The organism is Intrasporangium sp., assembly GCF_035688975.1.
GTDB lineage: Bacteria > Actinomycetota > Actinomycetes > Actinomycetales > Dermatophilaceae > CALMNV01.
The window spans coordinates 1-16,695 of record NZ_DASSMH010000085.1 but is presented as its reverse complement, the minus strand read 5'-3'; the positions used below and the strand labels follow the sequence as shown (position 1 = coordinate 16,695).

The following is a 16,695-nucleotide window of genomic DNA, read 5'->3' as shown; positions in this document are numbered from 1 at the left end:
GCTACTCCCTGGTCGGGTCGGTGGAAGGGGGCACGGAAGTGGGCACGGGGGCGGCCGTGGCGGTGGAGGACCGGGCGGCCTCCACCGCGCCGTCGACGAGCTCTCCCGCCCACCCGAGGTATGCCGTCGGGTCGAGCAGGGCGCGCACGTCGGCCTCGGTGAGTCGGCCGGCGGAGGCGGACACGGCGGCGTCGACGAGCTCCGCGGGCGACGCGGCGGACGACACGAGCGAGGACGCGGCCCCCCGACCCCCGTCCAGGAGCGAAGCGAGCGCCGGCACGAGGCGCTCGGCCAGCAGCCCCGGCAGGGCCGCGTCGACGTGCGCTCGCATCGCCGGCGCATCCACGTGGAGTCCCTCGAGCAGCTCGCGCGCCTGCCGGGTCGCCGCGACGGTGCGGCGGCACAGGTCTCGGAGGCCGGCCCACTCGATGTGCCACGCCCCGTCGGGACGCTCCTCGAGCGCCCCCGCGGCTGCGAGATGGAGCTGGGCCGCGAGGAGCGGGGCGGACTGGGCATGCCGGCGCAGGAGGACCGACAGCACGGGGTTGCGCTTCTGCGGCATGGCCGAGGACGCGCCTCGCCCGGCGCCCGCTGGCTCGGCGAGCTCGGCGACCTCGGGCCGCGACTGGAGGGCGACGTCGTTGGCGACGTGGCCGAGGGCGTCGGACACGGTCACGAGCGTGTCGGCGATCCCCGTGACCGGGTGCCGGGTCGTGTGCCACGGCGCGACGACCTGCAGTCCGAGGGCCTGAGCAAGGTCGCGAACCAGCCGCTCGGTGGCGGCCACGGGGTCCGCGCTGCCCGCCGCACGGCATACCTCCACCGCGCGCGCCATCGTGCCCGCCGCGCCGCCGACCTGCACCGGCAGCGTCTCCAGGCACCGCGCGACCGCCTCGCGGGCGGCGACAAGGCCACGGCACCAGCCGGCGGCCCGCGCCCCGAACGTCGTGGGCACCGCGTGCTGCCCCAGCGTCCGCGCGGCCATGACGGTCCCGCGGTGACGGTCCGCGAGAGCCGCCGACGCCTCGACGAGCGCGTCGAGGTCGGCGGCCACGGCGGTCAGGCAGGTGCGCGCGCACAGGACGAGGGCCGTGTCGAGGACGTCCTGGCTCGTCAGCCCCAGGTGCAGCAGCCGCCCCGCCGCCTCCCCCGCCCCCCCGTTGTCTGGGGGGCTAGATGTCGTCATAGCGATATCCAGCCCCGCAGATATCTGGGAGGAGGGGGGGAGGGACGCTCGCAGGGCTGCGAGCAGGGGGATGACGGGGTTGCCGCCCGCCTCGGCCTCGACCGCGAGGGCGGCCAGGTCGAGGGCGGCGAGGTCGAGGGACTCCACGGCCTCGGCCGCCCCCGGCGGCGCGAGCCCGGCACCTGCGAGCGCGCGTAACCAGGCCGCCTCGACGTCGACCATCGCGGCCACCATCGCGGCGTCGTCGAAGAGGCCGCCGGCTCGGTGCAGCCCGGGCCAGAGCAGGTCTGCCGACATGGGCGGGTCCTCCCGTGGGTCTGCGGCCGCGTGGCGCGGGCCGGGTCAGTGCCGAGGGTAGGTGAGGAAGACGGTCTCCCCCTCGCCCTGCAGCCGGATGTCGAAGCGCAGCGACTGCTCGCCCTCACGCACGGCGACCAGGGTCTGGCGTCGGTCCCCGGGCAGGGACGCGAGCAGCCGGTCGGATGCGAGGGCCGCGGGGTCGTCGGGCAGGTAGGCCCGCGTGAACAGGCGGTTCATCAGCCCCCGGGCGAAGACCGTGACCGCGACGAACGGGGCCGCCCCCGGCCGCGTGGGACCCGGCGCCACGGTGCGGAACGAGTAGTGGCCGACGTTGTCGACCGACGCCCGGCCGAAACCCGTGAAGGTCCACCCGTCGCGGCGCAGCGACCCCGCGATGGCGGGCACGGTGCCGTCCTCGTCGGCCTGCCAGATCTCCACCAGCGCGTCCGGCACCGGGACGCCGTGGCCGTCGCGGACGGTGCCGTGCAGGCGCACCGGTCGTGGATGCTGCGGGCCGACGAGCTCGTCGCCGCCGGGGTAGGGCAGCGCGTAGCCGAAGAACGGCCCGACCGTCTGGCCCGGGGTGGGAGCCAGGTCCCCGTCGGGGCGGCCCATGGGCGTGACGGGCAGGACCGGCATGGCAGGCACGCGGGGCGGGGTGCTCACGACAGCCCCCCGTCCTGCTCGACCCAGGTGCGGTGGCTGCCCGTGAGGACGATGTCCCAGCGGTAGCCGGTGCACCACTCATGTTGGGTGACGCCGTGGTCGTAGCTCGCGACGAGTCGGGCCCGGGCTGCGGGGTCGAGGATGGACTGGTAGATGGGGTCGAGGGCGAGGAGCGGGTCGCCGGGGAAGTACATCTGGGTCACCATCCGCTGGGTGAAGTCGGTGCCGAAGAGGGAGAAGTGGATGTGAGCCGGCCGCCACGCCTTGTCGTGGTTCTTCCACGGGTACGGGCCGGGCTTGATCGTGGTGAAGCGGTAGACCCCGTCGGCGTCGGTGAGGCAGCGGCCCACGCCGGTGAAGTTCGGGTCGACCGGGGCCGGGTGCTGGTCCCGCTTGTGGACGTACCGCCCCGCGGCATTCGCCTGCCAGACCTCGACGAGCTGGTGCCGCACGGGCCGGCCGTCACCGTCGAGCACCCGGCCGGTGACGACGAGCCGCTCCCCGACGGGTTCCCCACCGTGCTGGATGGTGAGGTCGGCCTCGAGCTCGCCGACGTCGCGGTGGCCGAAGATGGGGGCCGCGAGCTCGACGTCCTCCGGGTCGGCGTGGTGCAGGTCCTTGGTCGGATGCCGCAGGATGGAGCTGCGGTAGGGCGCGAAGTCGAGGCTCGGCTGCGTCGGCGGGGTGGCCGTCGCCGGCCCGCGCACGTATGCCGCGTGCAGCGCCGCGATCTGCCGGCTCACCTCCTCCTGGCTGCTCGACGCGGCGTCCGACGACGTGACGACCCGCGGGTCGTCGAACGCATCGTCGACGACTGCACCTTCGGCTGCGGTCATGAGAGCTCTCCTTCGGGTTGGGTGCGGATGGCGGGTGCTTGGTCAGCGGCCGGCGGCCACGAGCTGGAGGAAGTGCGCTCGCATCCGGTCCCGGTCCGGCTCGACGCCGGTGATGAGCCGGAACGAGTCCACGGCCTGCCCCACGGCCATGTGGCCGCCGTCGAGGACCGGGCAACCGAGGTCCTCGGCAGCCGCGACGAGCTGCGTGCGCACGGGCCGGTAGACGATGTCGGCGACCCAGAGGCCGGGCCGCAGCAGGGCGCGGTCCACCGGCAGGCCCGGGTGGTGGTGCATCCCCACCGGGGTGGCGTGCACGAGCCCCGTGGCGGCGGCCAGCAGGGCCGGGAGGAGGTCGATGCCGCCGGCGCCGACCGTCGCTGCGGGAAAGAGGGCCGCCAGGGAGGCGGCGCGCGCCTCGGCCCGGCCGGCGTCGAGGTCGACGACGTCGAGCCGGCTCGCGCCCGCGGCCAGCAGGGCGTAGGCGACCGCGGAGCCGGCCCCTCCTGAGCCGACGAGCACGACGTGCGCGAGGTCGGCCTCCGGCAGGCCCGAGGCCAGGCCGGCCGCGAAGCCCGTCCAGTCCGTGTTGCGCCCGACGAGGCGCCCGTCGCGGACGAGGACAGTGTTGACCGCATCGAGCCGGGCGGCGTCCTCATCGACCTCGTCGAGCGCGTCGAGGACGAGCTGCTTGCACGGGTAGGTGATGTTGAAGGCGTTGTAGCCGAGGGCCGCGCCCTCGCGCAGGATCGCGCCCACCTCGTCGGGGCGCCGCCCCATCGTCGGCAGGTCGAGCGGGCGGTAGAGGTAGCGCAGGCCCACGGCGTCGGCCTCCCGCTCGTGCAGGGCCGGGCTGAGGGAGGGCAGGACCCCGTCCCCCACGAGGCCGACGAGGAACGCCTCTTCCGTGGTGCTCATGCGATTTCACTCCTTCGTGAAAGCCGGGCGATTCGGTGGCCGCGGGAGGGCAATTCATCGACGGCACCTCTTGCCGCGGACCGGAACAGTCGGTAGCGTACACCCAACACTTCGCATAGTGAACACCTGTGCGGCATACGAACAACAGAAACGCCCATCCATCAGGCCGGTCTCCCTGGCCACACCACCCCGCAGTTCACCGCAAAGGAGCGGAGCGATGTCCACCACCACGCCCAGGAGCGCGGCTCCCGACCACGAGTCCCCCGAGGCAGCCGCGCGGCGGCTGCGGCGCGCGAAGAAGGCGGCGCTGGCCGCCTTCCTCGGCGGCGCCCTCGAGTACTACGACTTCTTCCTCTACGCCACCGCGGCCTCGCTGATCTTCGGCAAGCTGTTCTTCCCCAGCACGGACTCGACCGTGGCGCAGCTGTCGTCGTTCGCCACGCTCGGCGTGGCCTACGTGGCCCGGCCCTTCGGCGCGATCGTCTTCGGCCACCTCGGCGACCGGATCGGCCGCAAGAACACCATGGTGCTCACCCTCGTGCTCATGGGGGCCAGCACCTTCCTCATCGGGCTGCTGCCCACCTATGCCCAGGTGGGCGCCCTCGCGCCGACCCTCCTCGTCGTGCTGCGGCTCCTGCAGGGGCTGTCCGCCGGCGCCGAGACCGCCGGGGCGTCGTCCCTGACGATGGAGGAGTCGCCCGTCGGGCGGCGCGGGTTCTTCCCCAGCTTCACCATCTCCGGGATCTCCGCCGGCATCGTCATCGCCTCGCTGGCCTTCCTGCCCGTCGCGTCGATGAACGAGGCGGACCGGCTGTCGTGGGGCTGGCGCGTCCCCTTCTGGGCCTCCGTCCTGGTCCTCGCCGTCGCCTTCGTCGTCCGGCGCGCGCTGGAGGAGCCCGAGGTCTTCGAGGACAAGGCGCAGCACAACGACCTGGTCAAGCTGCCGCTGACGGAGATGTTCCGCACCCACCCGATCCAGTTCCTCCAGGTCGCGGCGATGTCGTTCGAGACGGTGACCAACACCTTCATGCAGAGCTTCGGGCTCGCGTATGCCGTGTCGGTCGGGGTCCCCACCCGCACCATGCTGTGGGTGAGCGTCGTCGGCAACCTCTGCGCGGTGGCGACCCAGCCGCTCTTCGCGCGGCTCTCCGACCGCGTCGGCCGCAAGCCCGTCTTCATCGCGGGCGTCCTGGGGTCGGCGGTGATGATCTTCCTCTACTTCCGGAGCATCTCGACCGGCAACCTGCCCGTCATCTTCGTCACGAGCACGCTCATCACCGCCGGCACCTACGCGATGTCCAACGGGATCTACCCCGCGTGGTTCCCCGAGTTGTTCAACGTCCGGGTCCGCTACACCGGCGTCGCCATCGCCCTGCAGGTCGGGATCCTCTGCGCCGGGTTCACCCCGCTGCTCGGCACCGCGCTCGTCGGGTCCGACAAGTCGCACTGGCTGCCGGCCGCGTGGATCGTCGCCGGGTCCTCGCTCATCGCCGTGATCGGCGCGTTGACGGCCCGCGAGACGCACGCCACGCCGCTCGCCGAGCTCGGCAACCCGGTCCACCACCCAGCCGCGGGCGCCAGTGAGCGCGAGTCGGTGCTGACGCGCTGAGCCGCCCGCCGGTCCCACGTCGGGACCGGCGCAAGGACGAGCCCCGGGCCGCACGACGGCCCGGGGCTCGTGCGCGTCAGGCCACGCGGGTCAGCCGACCGCCGCCCCGAGGACCGCGCGTGCGCCGACGAGCGACGGGCCGTACCACGTGAGCAGCCGCCCGCTCACCAGCGCCGTCCGCGTGCGGCTGAAGGCCTCGGGCCCGTCCGTCGGCGTGAACACGTAGGGCTCGTCCGGCAGGATCACGACGTCGACGTCGTCCCGGTCCAGCTGCTCGAGCCCCACGTGCGGATACCGCTCCGCCGACCCGCCGAAGACGTTGTGCCACCCGAGGCGCGCGACGACGTCGCCCGTGAAGGTCGAGCGGCCGACGACCATCCACGGGTCGCGCCAGATCGCGACGGCCACGCGGGCCGTCGGCGCGGGGACCGGGCCGGCCCACTCGCGCGCGGCCTCCTCGAGCCACGCTGGCCGGTCCTGGCCGAGGCCCACGACGAGGAGCCGCTCCAGTGACGCGAGGGCCCCCGGCACCGTCTCGATGTCGGTCACCCACACCGGTATGCCGCCCTCCCGGAGGCGGCGCACGTCGAGCTCCCGGTTCTCCTCCTTGTTGGCGACCACCAGGTCCGGCTCCAGCGCGGCGATGGCTGCCCGGTCCGGGTTCTTCGTGCCCCGCACGCGCTGCACCGCCAGGTCCCCCGGGTGGGTGCACCAGTCGGTCGCCCCGACGAGCAGGTCCGGGCAGGTCGCCGCGATCGCCTCGGTGATCGACGGGACGAGGGAGACGACGCGACGGGGGGCGCGGTCGAGCTCGACGGCATACCCGAGGTCGTCGACCAACATGCGACCAGCCAACCACGCGGGCCGTTCGGGGGGACTCGGGGATCAGACGTTGCGGCGGTACTGACCACCGACCTCGAAGAACGCCTCCGTCACCTGCTGGAGCGTGCAGACCCGCGCCGCGCGCATGAGCACGTCGAAGACGTTGTCGCCCGCGATGGCGGCGCGCTTGAGCTCCTCGAGGGCTGCCCGCGCCTCGGCCTCGTGCGCCTTCCGGAAGGCGCGCACCCGGGCGAGCTGCGACTGCTTCTCCTCCTCGGTGCCCCGGGCGAGCGCGATCGTCGTGTTGGCCTCCGCGTCGGCGCGGGGGTTGCGGAAGGTGTTGACGCCGATGATGGGCAGGCTGCCGTCGTGCTTGCGGTGCTCGTAGAGCATCGACTCGTCCTGGATGCGCCCACGCTGGTAGCCGGTCTCCATGGCGCCGAGGACGCCGCCGCGCTCGGTGATCTTGTCGAACTCGCGCAGCACCTCGGCCTCGACGAGGTCGGTGAGCTCGTCGATGATGAACGAGCCCTGGAGCGGGTTCTCGTTCATCGCCAGGCCCCACTCCCGGTTGATGATGAGCTGGATGGCCAGCGCCCGCCGGACCGACGCCTCCGACGGGGTCGTCACCGCCTCGTCGAAGGCGTTGGTGTGCAAGGAGTTCGCGTTGTCGTAGATGGCGATGAGCGCCTGCAGCGTCGTGCGGATGTCGTTGAAGTCCATCTCCTGCGCGTGCAGCGACCGGCCCGAGGTCTGCACGTGGTACTTCAGCTTCTGGGACCGCTCGTTGGCGCCGTACTTGTCCCTCATCGCCACGGCCCAGATGCGTCGCGCGACCCGGCCCAGGACGGAGTACTCCGGGTCCATCCCGTTGCTGAAGAAGAAGGACAGGTTGGGCGCGAAGTCGTCGATGGCCATGCCCCGCGCGAGGTAGCTCTCGACGTAGGTGAAGCCGTTGGCGAGCGTGAAGGCGAGCTGGCTGATCGGGTTGGCCCCCGCCTCGGCGATGTGGTAGCCGGAGATCGACACCGAGTAGAAGTTGCGCACGTGGTGCTCGATGAACCACTGCTGGATGTCGGCCATCATCCGCAGGGAGAACTCCGTCGAGAAGATGCAGGTGTTCTGCCCCTGGTCCTCCTTGAGGATGTCGGCCTGCACCGTGCCGCGCACGGTGGCGAGGGTGTGCGCCCGTATGCCGTCCGCCTCCTCCTCGGTCGGCGCCCGTCCCTCGCGGGACCGGAAGGCCTCGAGCTGCTGGTCGATGGCGGTGTTGAGGAAGAACGCGAGGATCGTCGGGGCGGGGCCGTTGATCGTCATGGAGACCGACGTCGTCGGGGAGACGAGGTCGAAGCCGTCGTAGAGGGCCTTCATGTCGTCGAGCGTCGCGACGGACACGCCCGACGTGCCGACCTTGCCGTAGACGTCCGGCCGGGGGTCGGGGTCGCGGCCGTAGAGGGTCACGGAGTCGAATGCCGTCGACAGCCGCGTGGCGGGGCTGTCCGCGGACAGCAGCTTGAAGCGCCGGTTGGTGCGGAACGGGTCGCCCTCTCCGGCGAACATGCGCGCAGGGTCCTCCCCTTCCCGCTTGAAGGGGAACACCCCGGCGGTGAAGGGAAAGAAGCCGGGCAGGTTCTCGCGACGCCAGAAGCTCACGAGCTCGCCATGATCGGCGTAGCGCGGCAGGGCTACGCGAGGGATCCTATTGCCGGACAACGACTCCCGCGTCAGTGGGGTGCGGATCTCCTTGTCGCGCACGGTGACGACCCGCTCGTCGCCCGAATATGACTCGCGCAGGGCCGGCCAGCCCGCGAGGAACTCGGCCACCTCGTCGGGCAGGGCTGCGCGAGCGGCGTCGAGGAGGGCCGAGACGCCAGAGTCGTCCGCGCCCGCCGCGGCGAGCTCGCCGCGCACCGCCTCGAGGCGCTGCACCCTCCGGGCGTGCGCGGCATACCTCTGGGTGTCGGCGTGGTAGCGCCGGACCGTCTCCCCGATCTCGGCGAGGTAGCGCACCCGGGCCGCCGGGACGATCGTGGAGATGCGCGTCGACTGCTTCGTCGCGACGGGCGGCAGGACTCCCTCGCCGACCGGCAGCCCCTTCTCGGCGAGCAGCCCGCGCAGGTGGTGGTAGAGCGCGGTGACACCGTCGTCGTTGAAGGTGGCCGCCGACGTGCCGAAGACCGGCATGTCGGCCGGACCCTTGCCGAACGCCTCCCGGTTCCGGACCAGCTGGCGGCCCACGTCTCGCAAGGCGTCCTCGGCGCCGCGCCGCTCGAACTTGTTGATCGCGACGACGTCGGCGCGGTCGAGCATGTCGATCTTCTCGAGCTGCGAGGAGGCCCCGAACTCGGGGGTCATGACGTAGAGCGAGACGTCGGAGTAGTCGACGATGGCGGCGTCGCCCTGACCGATGCCAGGGGTCTCGAGGACGACGAGGTCGTAGCCGGCGGCCTGCGGGATGGCGAGGATGTCCCGGAGGTGGTCCGGGACCTGGCTGCCGCCTCTCGTGGCGAGCGAGCGGAAGAAGACCCGGTCCCCGTCGAGCGTGCTCATGCGGATCCGGTCGCCCAGGAGGGCGCCGCCGCCTCGGCTCCGCGTGGGGTCGACGGCGAGGACCGCCACCCGCAGCTTGTCCTGCTGGTCGAGGCGCAGGCGGCGCACGAGCTCGTCCGTGAGGGAGGACTTGCCGGAGCCGCCGGTGCCGGTGATGCCGAGGACGGGGACGGAGCGCCTCCCGGCGGCCTCGCGGATGCCGGCGAGCAGGTCCGCCCCGAGCTCGCCCTGCTCGGCGCCCGTGATGGCCCGGGCCACGGCAGCCCGGTCGCCGGCGAGGACGGCGTCCAGCGTGGGGGCGGCCACCGCCCACGGGTCGAAGTCGCAGTCGGCGATGACGGTGTTGATCATGCCCGCGAGGCCCAGCCGCTGCCCATCCTCCGGCGAGAAGATCGTCACGCCGGACTCCCGCAGCCGGGCGATCTCCTCGGGCACGATGACGCCCCCGCCACCGCCGACGACCCGGATGTGGCCCGCGCCGGCCACCCGGAGCAGCTCGACGAGGTACTCGAAGTACTCCACGTGCCCGCCCTGGTAGGAGGAGACCGCCACGCCCTGCACGTCCTCCTCGATCGCCGCGTCGACGACCTCCTGCACCGATCGGTTGTGGCCGAGGTGGATGACCTCCGCGCCCTGGCTCTGCAGGATCCGCCGCATGATGTTGATCGACGCGTCGTGACCGTCGAAGAGGCTGGAGGCCGTGACGAGCCGGACGTGGGAGGTCGGCCGGTGCAGGGGGGCAGGTGTGGTCACGGGTCGACTCCAGGGGGCGCTGTGGAGGAAAGGGAGGCCCCTAAAAAGTAGGACCTCCGACTAACGGACGTCAACACAAGGCGCGGGTTCGGCCTAGGATGGGCCGCATGGCAGCAGGCGCACCGCGACGCGGGCTTCCCTTCGACCCGATCGAGGCCGCCCGCGCCCAGTGGGCCGAGCGGGGCTGGGGCGACGCCGCCGACGGCATGGCGGCCGTCACGTCGCTCATGCGCGCCCACCAGATCGTGCTGGCCCGCGTCGAGTCGACGCTGCGCCCCCTGGGCGTGACCTTCGCCCGCTACGAGGTGCTCATGCTCCTGCTCTTCAGCCGGCGCGGCGCCCTCCCGATGAAGGTCATCGGCTCCCGGTTGCAGGTGCATCCCACGAGCGTGACGAATGCCGTCGACCGCCTCGAGTCGGCCGCTCTCGTGACGCGCACGCCCTCGGCCGAAGACCGTCGCGCGGTCCTCGTCGCACTCACCCCCGAGGGCCGCGCTCTCGCCGAGAAGGCCACCGCGGCACTCAACGACGAGGTCTTCGGCCGCCTCGGCCTGCCCGGCGCCGACCTGCGCACGCTGCTTCGCGTCCTCACCACCCTGCGCTCGGGCGCGGGCGACTTCTGAGCCCTACGTCACGGCTAGCCCTACGTCACTGCTGCAGAAAGTGGAGCAGTGACGTAGGCCCCAGCGGGGTCCGGAGGGAACCCCGCGCCCACCCGGCCACGGGACGCGGCCTCTGCCGTCGCGGTCAGGCGGCCTCGGGGTCGGGCTGGTGGATGCCGAAGGTGTTGCCCTCCGGGTCGAGGTAGTAGCCCTGCCACGCCATGCCGGGCAAGGCGGCCTTCGGCAGGGCGACCTGCCCGCCGGCGGCGAGGATGCGCTGCTCGGTCTCGTCGTAGTCCTCGACCTGCATCGTGCAGACGAAGGCGTTCGTGCCCTGGTGGGCGCCGGGCGTGGGCGCGGGCCGCTGCAGCAGGCCGCCGTTGATGCCGGCCTGGTCGTCCGGTCCGGTCACGACCCCCCAGTACGTGGACCCGGTGAACGAGCTGTAGTCCTCGAAGGACCAGTCGAAGACGGCGGCGTAGAAGCTCTTGGCGCGTTCCACGTCGTCGGCCTGGACCTCGAAGTGCACCACACGCGACATGTCGACCTCCCGTTGATCGGCTCCCGGCAGGCCAGTGTGGCACCGCCGCTCAGCACTTGTAACCGATGTCCCGCAACAGCGCCCGGCGGGCCCGCTCGTCCTCCTCGGTCTCGACGCCGAGCGGGGACGCTCCGTCGACGACCCCGAGGACGCCCCGGCCCTGATCGGTCTCGGCGACGAGCACCTGGACGGGGTTGGCCGTCGCGCAGAAGATGCGGCACACCTCCGGGACGGCCTTGACCTGGTTGAGCACGTTGACGGGAAACCCGTCGCGCAGGAGCACGACGAACGAGTGGCCGGCCCCCACCGCGGTGGCATGCTCCACAGCCCCGGCGACGAGGTCGGGGTCGTTGCCCGCCCTGCGCACGAGCCGCGGCCCCGACGCCTCGCAGAAGGCGACCCCGAAGCGCAGATAGGGCGAGGAGCCCACGAGCGCCTCGTAGAGGTCCTCCACGGTCTTGATGAAGTGCGCCTGGCCGAAGACGAGGTTGACCCCCTCCGGCAGCGTCACCGGCACGATGTGGATCACGGGCTCGCTCATCGGGCCTCCTTCGCGACTCCCCCGCGGCTCCATCGGGGGCGGGTGCTGCCGCTCCAGCGTCCCTCCGATCCCCGTCTGGCGCAACGGCGTTCGACGGCGAGGCTCACCCCCAGCCGGTGAGCTCGCGCAGCCTCCGGGCGTTGCGCACGGCGTTGGCGTCGCCGTCGTTGTTGAAGTAGACGAAGACGTCCCGGCCGGCGCGGTCCCACTCGCCGACGCGGTCGGCCCACCAGCGCAGGTCCGCGTCGCCGTACGACCCGGCATACAGGTGGTCGTGGTCGGGACCGTGCAGGCGCACGTAGACGAAGGGCGCCGTGGCGCGCAGGACGCACGGCAGGTGGGCGCCGCTCAGGACGCAGTATGCCGCCCCGTGCCGCTCGAGGAGCGCGTAGACCGCCTCGTCGTGCCAACTCGGGTGGCGCAGCTCGACGGCCACCCGCATCCACGGTGGGAGCCCGGCGAGGAAGTAGTCCAGACGGGCGTCGTCGCGCTCCTGACCCGGCGGCAGCTGGACGAGGACGACGCCGCGGCGGTCGCCGAGCTCGTGCCACGCCCCGGCGAGCCGCTCCGTCCACGCCTCGGGCGCGTAGAGCCGCTTGGCGTGGGTCAGGCCGCGGGATGCCTTGAGCGACATGAGGAATCCGGCCGGGAGCGCCCGTCGCCAGCCGGCGAACGTCCGGTTCGAGGGCCACCGGTAGAAGCTCGCGTTGAGCTCGACGGTCGAGAAGCTGCGCGTGTAGATCTCCCGTCGCCCGGCAGGGGGCGTGCCCGGCGGGTAGAGCTCCGGCTCCCAGTGGGCGTAGCTCCAGCCCGAGGTGCCGATGTGGATGCCCACCCGACCCGCCGCCTCCGGTCAGCGCGGCGTCGTCAGCGCGGCGCCATCCGGATGGCGCCGTCGAGGCGGACGGTCTCGCCGTTGAACATCGGGTTCTCGACGATCGCCTGCACCAGCTGGGCGTACTCGGCCGGCCTGCCGAGCCGCGGAGGATGCGGCACCTGGGCGCCGAGCGACGCGATGGCCTCCTCGGGCAGCCCGGCCAGGAGCGGCGTGTGGAAGAGACCCGGCGCGATGGTGGCCACCCGGATCGCGGACTGCGCGAGGTCCCGGGCGATGGGCAGCGTCATGCCGACGACTCCGCCCTTGGAGGCGCTGTAGGCCGCCTGCCCCACCTGGCCGTCGAAGGCCGCGATCGACGCCGTGTTGACGATGACGCCCCGCTCCTCGTCGACGACGTCGGTGCCGGCGACCATCCGGGCCGCCGCGAGCCGGATGACGTTGAAGGTGCCGACGAGGTTGACCGTGACGACGCGGGTGAAGTCCGCGAGCGGGTGGGGGCTGCCGTCCCGGCCCACCGTCCTGGCCGCCGTCCCGATGCCGGCGCAGCTCACGGCGATGCGGAAGCTGCCCAGCTCGCCGGCCCGGTCGACCGCCGCGGCCACCTGCGCCTCGTCGGTGACGTCGGCAGGCGCGAAGACGACACCCTCCCCGAGCTCGGCCGCGAGCGCCTCCCCCCTGCTGCTCGGCAGGTCGACGACGACGACCCGGGCGCCCGCCTCCACGAGCCGGCGGACGGTGGCCTCGCCGAGGCCGGACGCGCCGCCGGTGACGAGTGCGACGTTGCCGTGGATCTTCATGCGGGAGGGGTCCTCTCGGTCGGGTTCGTCAGCGTGCTCGGCGACGCCGGTGGCGCAGGCCACGGCGCCCTCCTCGCACCTCGTCTGGAGACCGTAGCGCAGCGGGTTACGGTTGCCTCGGCCGGACGACCCGGCCGGCCCCGAGACGAGGAGGACGCGTGACCGAGGTCGCGACCGCCTGGGACGAGGCACGCGCCTGGCACGGCCGGCGCACCACCGACAGCTCCACCTGGCCGCCGGAGCGCCTGCTCGAGCTCAAGCAGGCCGGCGGGCACCGCATCAGCGTCGTCGTCCCGGCCCGGGACGAGGCGCACCTCGTGGGCGGCGTCGTGCGGCTCGTCCGGCGCGACCTCGTCGAGCGCCTGCCCCTCGTCGACGAGCTCGTCGTCATCGACTCCGACTCGACCGACGCCACCGCGGACGTCGCCGCGACCGCCGGCGCGCAGGTGTTCGCCTCCTCCGCCGTCGCGCCCGAGCTCGGCACGCATCCCGGCAAGGGCGAGGCCCTGTGGAAGTCGCTCTTCGTCACGACCGGCGACCTGCTCGTCTTCATCGACGCGGACCTGCGCCACTGGGGCACGCACTTCGTCACGGGCCTGCTCGGCCCGATGCTGAGCGACCCGGGCACGCTGCTCGTGAAGGGCTTCTACGACCGGATCCTCGCCGAGGGGGGCCGCGCGCACAGCACCGAGGGCGGCCGGGTCACCGAGCTCGTCGCCCGCCCGGTGCTCAGCCTGTGGTGGCCCCAGCTCGCCGCGGTCGTGCAGCCCCTCGCCGGGGAGTGGGCGATCCGCCGGGCGCTGCTCGAGACGCTCCCGGTGCCCACGGCATACGGCATCGAGATCGCCACGCTCATCGACACCTTCGAGCGGCACGGGCTCGACGCCATCGCCCAGGTGGACCTCGGCTCCCGGGCCCACGAGCACCAGCACGTGCACGACCTCGGCCTCATGGCCGCCGAGCTGCTCGCGGTCGTCGACCGGCGCCGCGGCCACGCGGGCGCCCTCGCCTCGGCCGCGCTCCACCAGCCCGTCCGCGAGGACGGCTCGCCGGCCTGGCGCTCGCGCCAGATCCCGCTCGCCGAGCGGCCGCCGGCGGTCACCGTGCCGGCCGCCCGCCGCACCTCCCGCGAAGGACGCTGAATGCTGCGCCTCGGCCGACACGTCTTCGACGACGACGAGCTGCTCGTCATGGCGATCGTCAACCGCACGCCCGACTCGTTCTACGACCGCGGGGCGACCTACGCGCACGACGTGGCGCTCGAGCGCGTCGACCGCGTCGTCGAGGAGGGCGCGGCCATCGTCGACATCGGCGGGGTAAAGGCGGCGCCCGGCGACGAGGTCGACGTGCACGAGGAGCTGCGCCGGACCGTCGGCTTCGTCGCCGCCGTGCGCGCGGCCCACCCGGAGGTCGTCATCAGCGTGGACACGTGGCGTCACGAGGTGGCGCGCGAGGTGTGCCGGGCCGGTGCCGACCTGCTCAACGACGCGTGGGGCGGCCACGACCCCGCGCTCGTCGACGTCGCGGCCGAGCACGACGCCGCCATCGTCTGCACGCATGCAGGCGGGCTCGCGCCGCGGGTGCGCCCGCACCGGGTGGCCTACCCCGCCGACGTCGTGCGGACCGTCGTCGACGCGACCGTCGCGTATGCCGAGCGCGCGCTCGCCGCCGGGGTGGCCCGCGAGTCCATCCTCATCGACCCGGCCCACGACTTCGGCAAGAACACCCCCCAGACGCTCGAGGTGACCCGCCGCCTGGACGAGCTGACGGCGACGGGCTGGCCCGTCCTCGTGTCCCTGTCCAACAAGGACTTCGTCGGCGAGTCGCTCGACCTGCCGGTCGAGGAGCGCGTCTTCGGCACGCTCGCCGCCACGGCCGTGTGCGCGTGGCAGGGCGCCCGGGTCTACCGCGCCCACCAGGTGCGCGAGACGAAGCAGGTGCTTGACATGGTCGCCACGATCCGCGGCACCAGGGCGCCCGCGCGGCTCGTGCGAGGCCTGGCGTGACCGGCCCGGCCCCCACGGCCCCGAGGAGCCGGTCGTGCTGATCGCCGCGGGCCTGTGCCCCCACCCGCCCCTGCTCCTCGACGGTCTGCGGGGCTCCGTCGACCCGGTGCCCGAGCTGCGGGCCGCCTGCGCCGACGTGGCCTCGTGGGTGCGCGGCCGTGCCGAGGAGGCCGGGGCGCGGGTCGTCGTCGTCGCCGGCGGCCCCCGGACGCGCTCGCACGGCCCCGACGAGCCGAGCTCGGCAGCCGCCTTCCTTGGCACGCGCCGAGCCTCCGACCCGGAGGAACTGCCGTATGCCGTGGCCCTCGGCCGCCAGCTGCTCACCGCCGCGGGCTGCCGGGTCGACGCGCTGCAGGCCGTGGCACTCGGCGAGCCGGTGGCGGGCTGCGTGCGCCTCGGCGCCTCGCTCGTGTCCGGTCCGGAGCCCGTCGTGCTGCTCGTGCTCGCCGACGGCTCGGCCCGCCGCACGCAGAAGGCCCCCGGCTACCTCGACCCCCGCGCCGCCGGCTTCGACGCCGCCTGGGTGGGGGCGGTGCGGGCCGGGGATCCGCAGCCGCTGCTCGACCTGGACCCGCAGCTGGCCGCGGAGCTGCTCTGCGAGGGGCGGGCTGCGCTGCAGATCCTCGCCGGAGCGGCCCTGCAGGGCGCCGCCGGGCGCCGGATGGCGGCGGGGGTGCCCTTCGCCGACGACCCATTCGGCGTCCAGTACGTGGCCGCGACCTGGCATTTTCTTTAGACTCGGCCTAACCCAAGGCTAGGTCCTCCTGGGCTAGTCCAGGGCTAGTCCAGGTCGACGTCCTTGCTCTGCATATCGATCGCCCCACAAAAGGCTGCCAGAGTTGGGAATAGATGGAACTTCTGCATAACCTCCTCAGCCATGAAACGCTCAACTGCTCTAAGTCTCGCCACTCGCGATTGAATGTCTGCTACTTGAAGTATGGTTCCCCCGTGGAAGAACTGGGCCGCGTCCCGGAGGGAGGCGTAAGTCTCCGCGTCAACCAGCCCTGACTCGTTGAATTCCCGAGCATCGAAGATAATGCGCCAATCGACCGTGCGTCGAAGACTCCTTCTGGTCCTGAAACCGACGCGCTGCTTGGTTAGCCACACCTCTTCATACAAAGCGATTTGGCCGAACATAGTACCCTCATGAAATAGCGCTCCAACGTAGAGGGCCGGTAGGTTCTCTGTCACCACCATGGCGCCCAACGTCGTGGTCGCCTGTGGTTTACGTGATAATTGCCGTAGCGGTGAGTGCCCTCTACCCCCTGCGTGAAGTTGGACTTGTATCCCCTGCCCGACTTAGAAGGACCTCGCCAAGTCCGACCGCCATTTTGGGCTGTTCTCATCTTGGTCACTCCGTTCCGCGCAAAACCAGCTTGAGCGCCTCTACCGGTCCACAGTCGACCTGCCAGCCAACTTGTCGCTCGCGTTGCCCGCACGCCGTCTACCAACCGTCGCGCGTCCCGAGCAAACTTGACGATCCGGAAGGCTCGATATGCCCAGGCGGCTGGGCCCACCACGGGCACAAAGGAGACTGCCGTGAGAGCGACGTCCGCTTTGTGGTCCCATACCCAGCCACCCGCTGCCCTTGCTCCGTCGCAAGCCCACTGAGCCCACGACCAGCAGTTACCGTCGAGATCCAATCCGTTGACGGGATCTTGTGGGTAGGTGTAGGCGGTGGTGTTGCCGCCTGCGAGGGGGTCGGTGGAGGTGAAGAGGCCTCGGGTGTTGTT

The 16,695-nt window shown here is 72.5% G+C and carries 16 protein-coding genes; 5 read left to right on the top strand and 11 right to left on the bottom strand.

Features of this window, described 5'->3' with window-relative positions:
- Position 1: 1 nt before the first annotated feature.
- Genes VFJ94_RS09010 through VFJ94_RS08995 form a run of 4 tightly spaced genes read right to left on the bottom strand, consistent with a single transcriptional unit; the run spans position 2 to position 3,903 of the window.
- Positions 2-1,483, bottom strand: coding sequence for a lyase family protein (locus VFJ94_RS09010; RefSeq protein WP_325003866.1), 1,482 nt, complete (start codon positions 1,481-1,483; stop codon positions 2-4).
- A 45-nt stretch (positions 1,484-1,528) separates the two neighbouring features.
- Positions 1,529-2,101, bottom strand: a complete 573-nt coding sequence (pcaG, locus tag VFJ94_RS09005; protein WP_325003903.1) for a protocatechuate 3,4-dioxygenase subunit alpha — start codon at positions 2,099-2,101, stop codon at positions 1,529-1,531.
- 47 nt (positions 2,102-2,148) lie between these two features.
- Positions 2,149-2,988: a protocatechuate 3,4-dioxygenase subunit beta gene (gene pcaH / locus VFJ94_RS09000; RefSeq protein WP_325003865.1), complete on the bottom strand. Its 840-nt coding sequence runs from the start codon at positions 2,986-2,988 to the stop codon at positions 2,149-2,151.
- Between the two features lie 42 nt (positions 2,989-3,030).
- On the bottom strand, positions 3,031-3,903 hold the full coding sequence (locus VFJ94_RS08995) for a shikimate dehydrogenase (protein WP_325003864.1): 873 nt from the start codon (positions 3,901-3,903) through the stop codon (positions 3,031-3,033).
- Between the two features lie 217 nt (positions 3,904-4,120).
- Here VFJ94_RS08995 and VFJ94_RS08990 point away from each other — a divergent pair, with 217 nt between their 5' ends.
- Entirely contained in the window at positions 4,121-5,512 is a 1,392-nt protein-coding gene (locus VFJ94_RS08990; protein ID WP_325003863.1) for an MFS transporter, read from the top strand.
- Between the two features lie 90 nt (positions 5,513-5,602).
- Here the strand turns inward: VFJ94_RS08990 and VFJ94_RS08985 are convergent, their stop codons facing one another.
- Together VFJ94_RS08985 and icmF are read right to left on the bottom strand one after the other, a co-directional pair.
- Positions 5,603-6,355, bottom strand: coding sequence for a helical backbone metal receptor (locus VFJ94_RS08985; protein ID WP_349256084.1), 753 nt, complete (start codon positions 6,353-6,355; stop codon positions 5,603-5,605).
- Between the two features lie 42 nt (positions 6,356-6,397).
- Positions 6,398-9,637 carry a fused isobutyryl-CoA mutase/GTPase IcmF gene (gene icmF / locus VFJ94_RS08980; RefSeq protein ID WP_325003862.1) on the bottom strand — a complete coding sequence of 1,080 codons (3,240 nt, stop codon included), beginning with the start codon at positions 9,635-9,637 and terminating at the stop codon, positions 6,398-6,400.
- 107 nt (positions 9,638-9,744) lie between these two features.
- Between icmF and VFJ94_RS08975 the strand changes: the two genes are divergently transcribed.
- Positions 9,745-10,260, top strand: coding sequence for a MarR family transcriptional regulator (locus VFJ94_RS08975; protein WP_325003861.1), 516 nt, complete (start codon positions 9,745-9,747; stop codon positions 10,258-10,260).
- Between the two features lie 124 nt (positions 10,261-10,384).
- Here the strand turns inward: VFJ94_RS08975 and VFJ94_RS08970 are convergent, their stop codons facing one another.
- From VFJ94_RS08970 to VFJ94_RS08955, 4 genes are all read right to left on the bottom strand, one after another.
- Positions 10,385-10,780, bottom strand: a complete 396-nt coding sequence (locus VFJ94_RS08970; protein WP_325003860.1) for a VOC family protein — start codon at positions 10,778-10,780, stop codon at positions 10,385-10,387.
- 49 nt (positions 10,781-10,829) lie between these two features.
- Positions 10,830-11,321: an adenosine-specific kinase gene (locus tag VFJ94_RS08965; RefSeq protein WP_325003859.1), complete on the bottom strand. Its 492-nt coding sequence runs from the start codon at positions 11,319-11,321 to the stop codon at positions 10,830-10,832.
- 103 nt (positions 11,322-11,424) lie between these two features.
- On the bottom strand, positions 11,425-12,156 hold the full coding sequence (locus VFJ94_RS08960; RefSeq protein WP_325003858.1) for a DUF72 domain-containing protein: 732 nt from the start codon (positions 12,154-12,156) through the stop codon (positions 11,425-11,427).
- 32 nt (positions 12,157-12,188) lie between these two features.
- A complete protein-coding gene (locus VFJ94_RS08955; protein ID WP_325003901.1) occupies positions 12,189-12,956 on the bottom strand; it encodes a 3-hydroxyacyl-CoA dehydrogenase in 768 nt (255 codons plus the stop codon).
- A 158-nt stretch (positions 12,957-13,114) separates the two neighbouring features.
- On the opposite strand from VFJ94_RS08955, the gene VFJ94_RS08950 reads away from it, so the two are divergent.
- From VFJ94_RS08950 to VFJ94_RS08940, 3 genes are read left to right on the top strand one after another with little or no spacing between them, the layout of a single operon-like run.
- Entirely contained in the window at positions 13,115-14,098 is a 984-nt protein-coding gene (locus VFJ94_RS08950; RefSeq protein WP_325003857.1) for a glucosyl-3-phosphoglycerate synthase, read from the top strand.
- Positions 14,099-14,962 (top strand): dihydropteroate synthase, encoded by an 864-nt coding sequence (folP, locus tag VFJ94_RS08945; protein WP_325003856.1) that lies wholly within the window; start codon positions 14,099-14,101, stop codon positions 14,960-14,962.
- Positions 14,963-14,996: 34 nt separating this feature from the next.
- Complete coding sequence (locus VFJ94_RS08940; protein ID WP_325003855.1) at positions 14,997-15,698, top strand: hypothetical protein; 702 nt, start codon at positions 14,997-14,999, stop codon at positions 15,696-15,698.
- 44 nt (positions 15,699-15,742) lie between these two features.
- Here VFJ94_RS08940 and VFJ94_RS08935 read toward each other — a convergent pair whose 3' ends face one another.
- Complete coding sequence (locus tag VFJ94_RS08935; RefSeq protein ID WP_325003854.1) at positions 15,743-16,159, bottom strand: hypothetical protein; 417 nt, start codon at positions 16,157-16,159, stop codon at positions 15,743-15,745.
- Between the last annotated feature and the right edge of the window lie 536 nt (positions 16,160-16,695).

Bases quoted from the DNA above. Each gene is read 5' to 3' on its own strand.
- VFJ94_RS09010 (WP_325003866.1), bottom strand. From the start codon at position 1,483: ATGTCGGCAGACCTGCTCTGGCCCGGGCTGCACCGAGCCGGCGGCCTC.
- pcaG (WP_325003903.1), bottom strand. From the start codon at position 2,101: ATGGGCCGCCCCGACGGGGACCTGGCTCCCACCCCGGGCCAGACGGTC.
- pcaH (WP_325003865.1), bottom strand. From the start codon at position 2,988: ATGACCGCAGCCGAAGGTGCAGTCGTCGACGATGCGTTCGACGACCCG.
- VFJ94_RS08995 (WP_325003864.1), bottom strand. From the start codon at position 3,903: ATGAGCACCACGGAAGAGGCGTTCCTCGTCGGCCTCGTGGGGGACGGG.
- VFJ94_RS08990 (WP_325003863.1), top strand. From the start codon at position 4,121: ATGTCCACCACCACGCCCAGGAGCGCGGCTCCCGACCACGAGTCCCCC.
- VFJ94_RS08985 (WP_349256084.1), bottom strand. From the start codon at position 6,355: ATGTTGGTCGACGACCTCGGGTATGCCGTCGAGCTCGACCGCGCCCCC.
- VFJ94_RS08975 (WP_325003861.1), top strand. From the start codon at position 9,745: ATGGCAGCAGGCGCACCGCGACGCGGGCTTCCCTTCGACCCGATCGAG.
- VFJ94_RS08970 (WP_325003860.1), bottom strand. From the start codon at position 10,780: ATGTCGCGTGTGGTGCACTTCGAGGTCCAGGCCGACGACGTGGAACGC.
- VFJ94_RS08965 (WP_325003859.1), bottom strand. From the start codon at position 11,321: ATGAGCGAGCCCGTGATCCACATCGTGCCGGTGACGCTGCCGGAGGGG.
- VFJ94_RS08955 (WP_325003901.1), bottom strand. From the start codon at position 12,956: ATGAAGATCCACGGCAACGTCGCACTCGTCACCGGCGGCGCGTCCGGC.
- folP (WP_325003856.1), top strand. From the start codon at position 14,099: ATGCTGCGCCTCGGCCGACACGTCTTCGACGACGACGAGCTGCTCGTC.
- VFJ94_RS08935 (WP_325003854.1), bottom strand. From the start codon at position 16,159: ATGGTGGTGACAGAGAACCTACCGGCCCTCTACGTTGGAGCGCTATTT.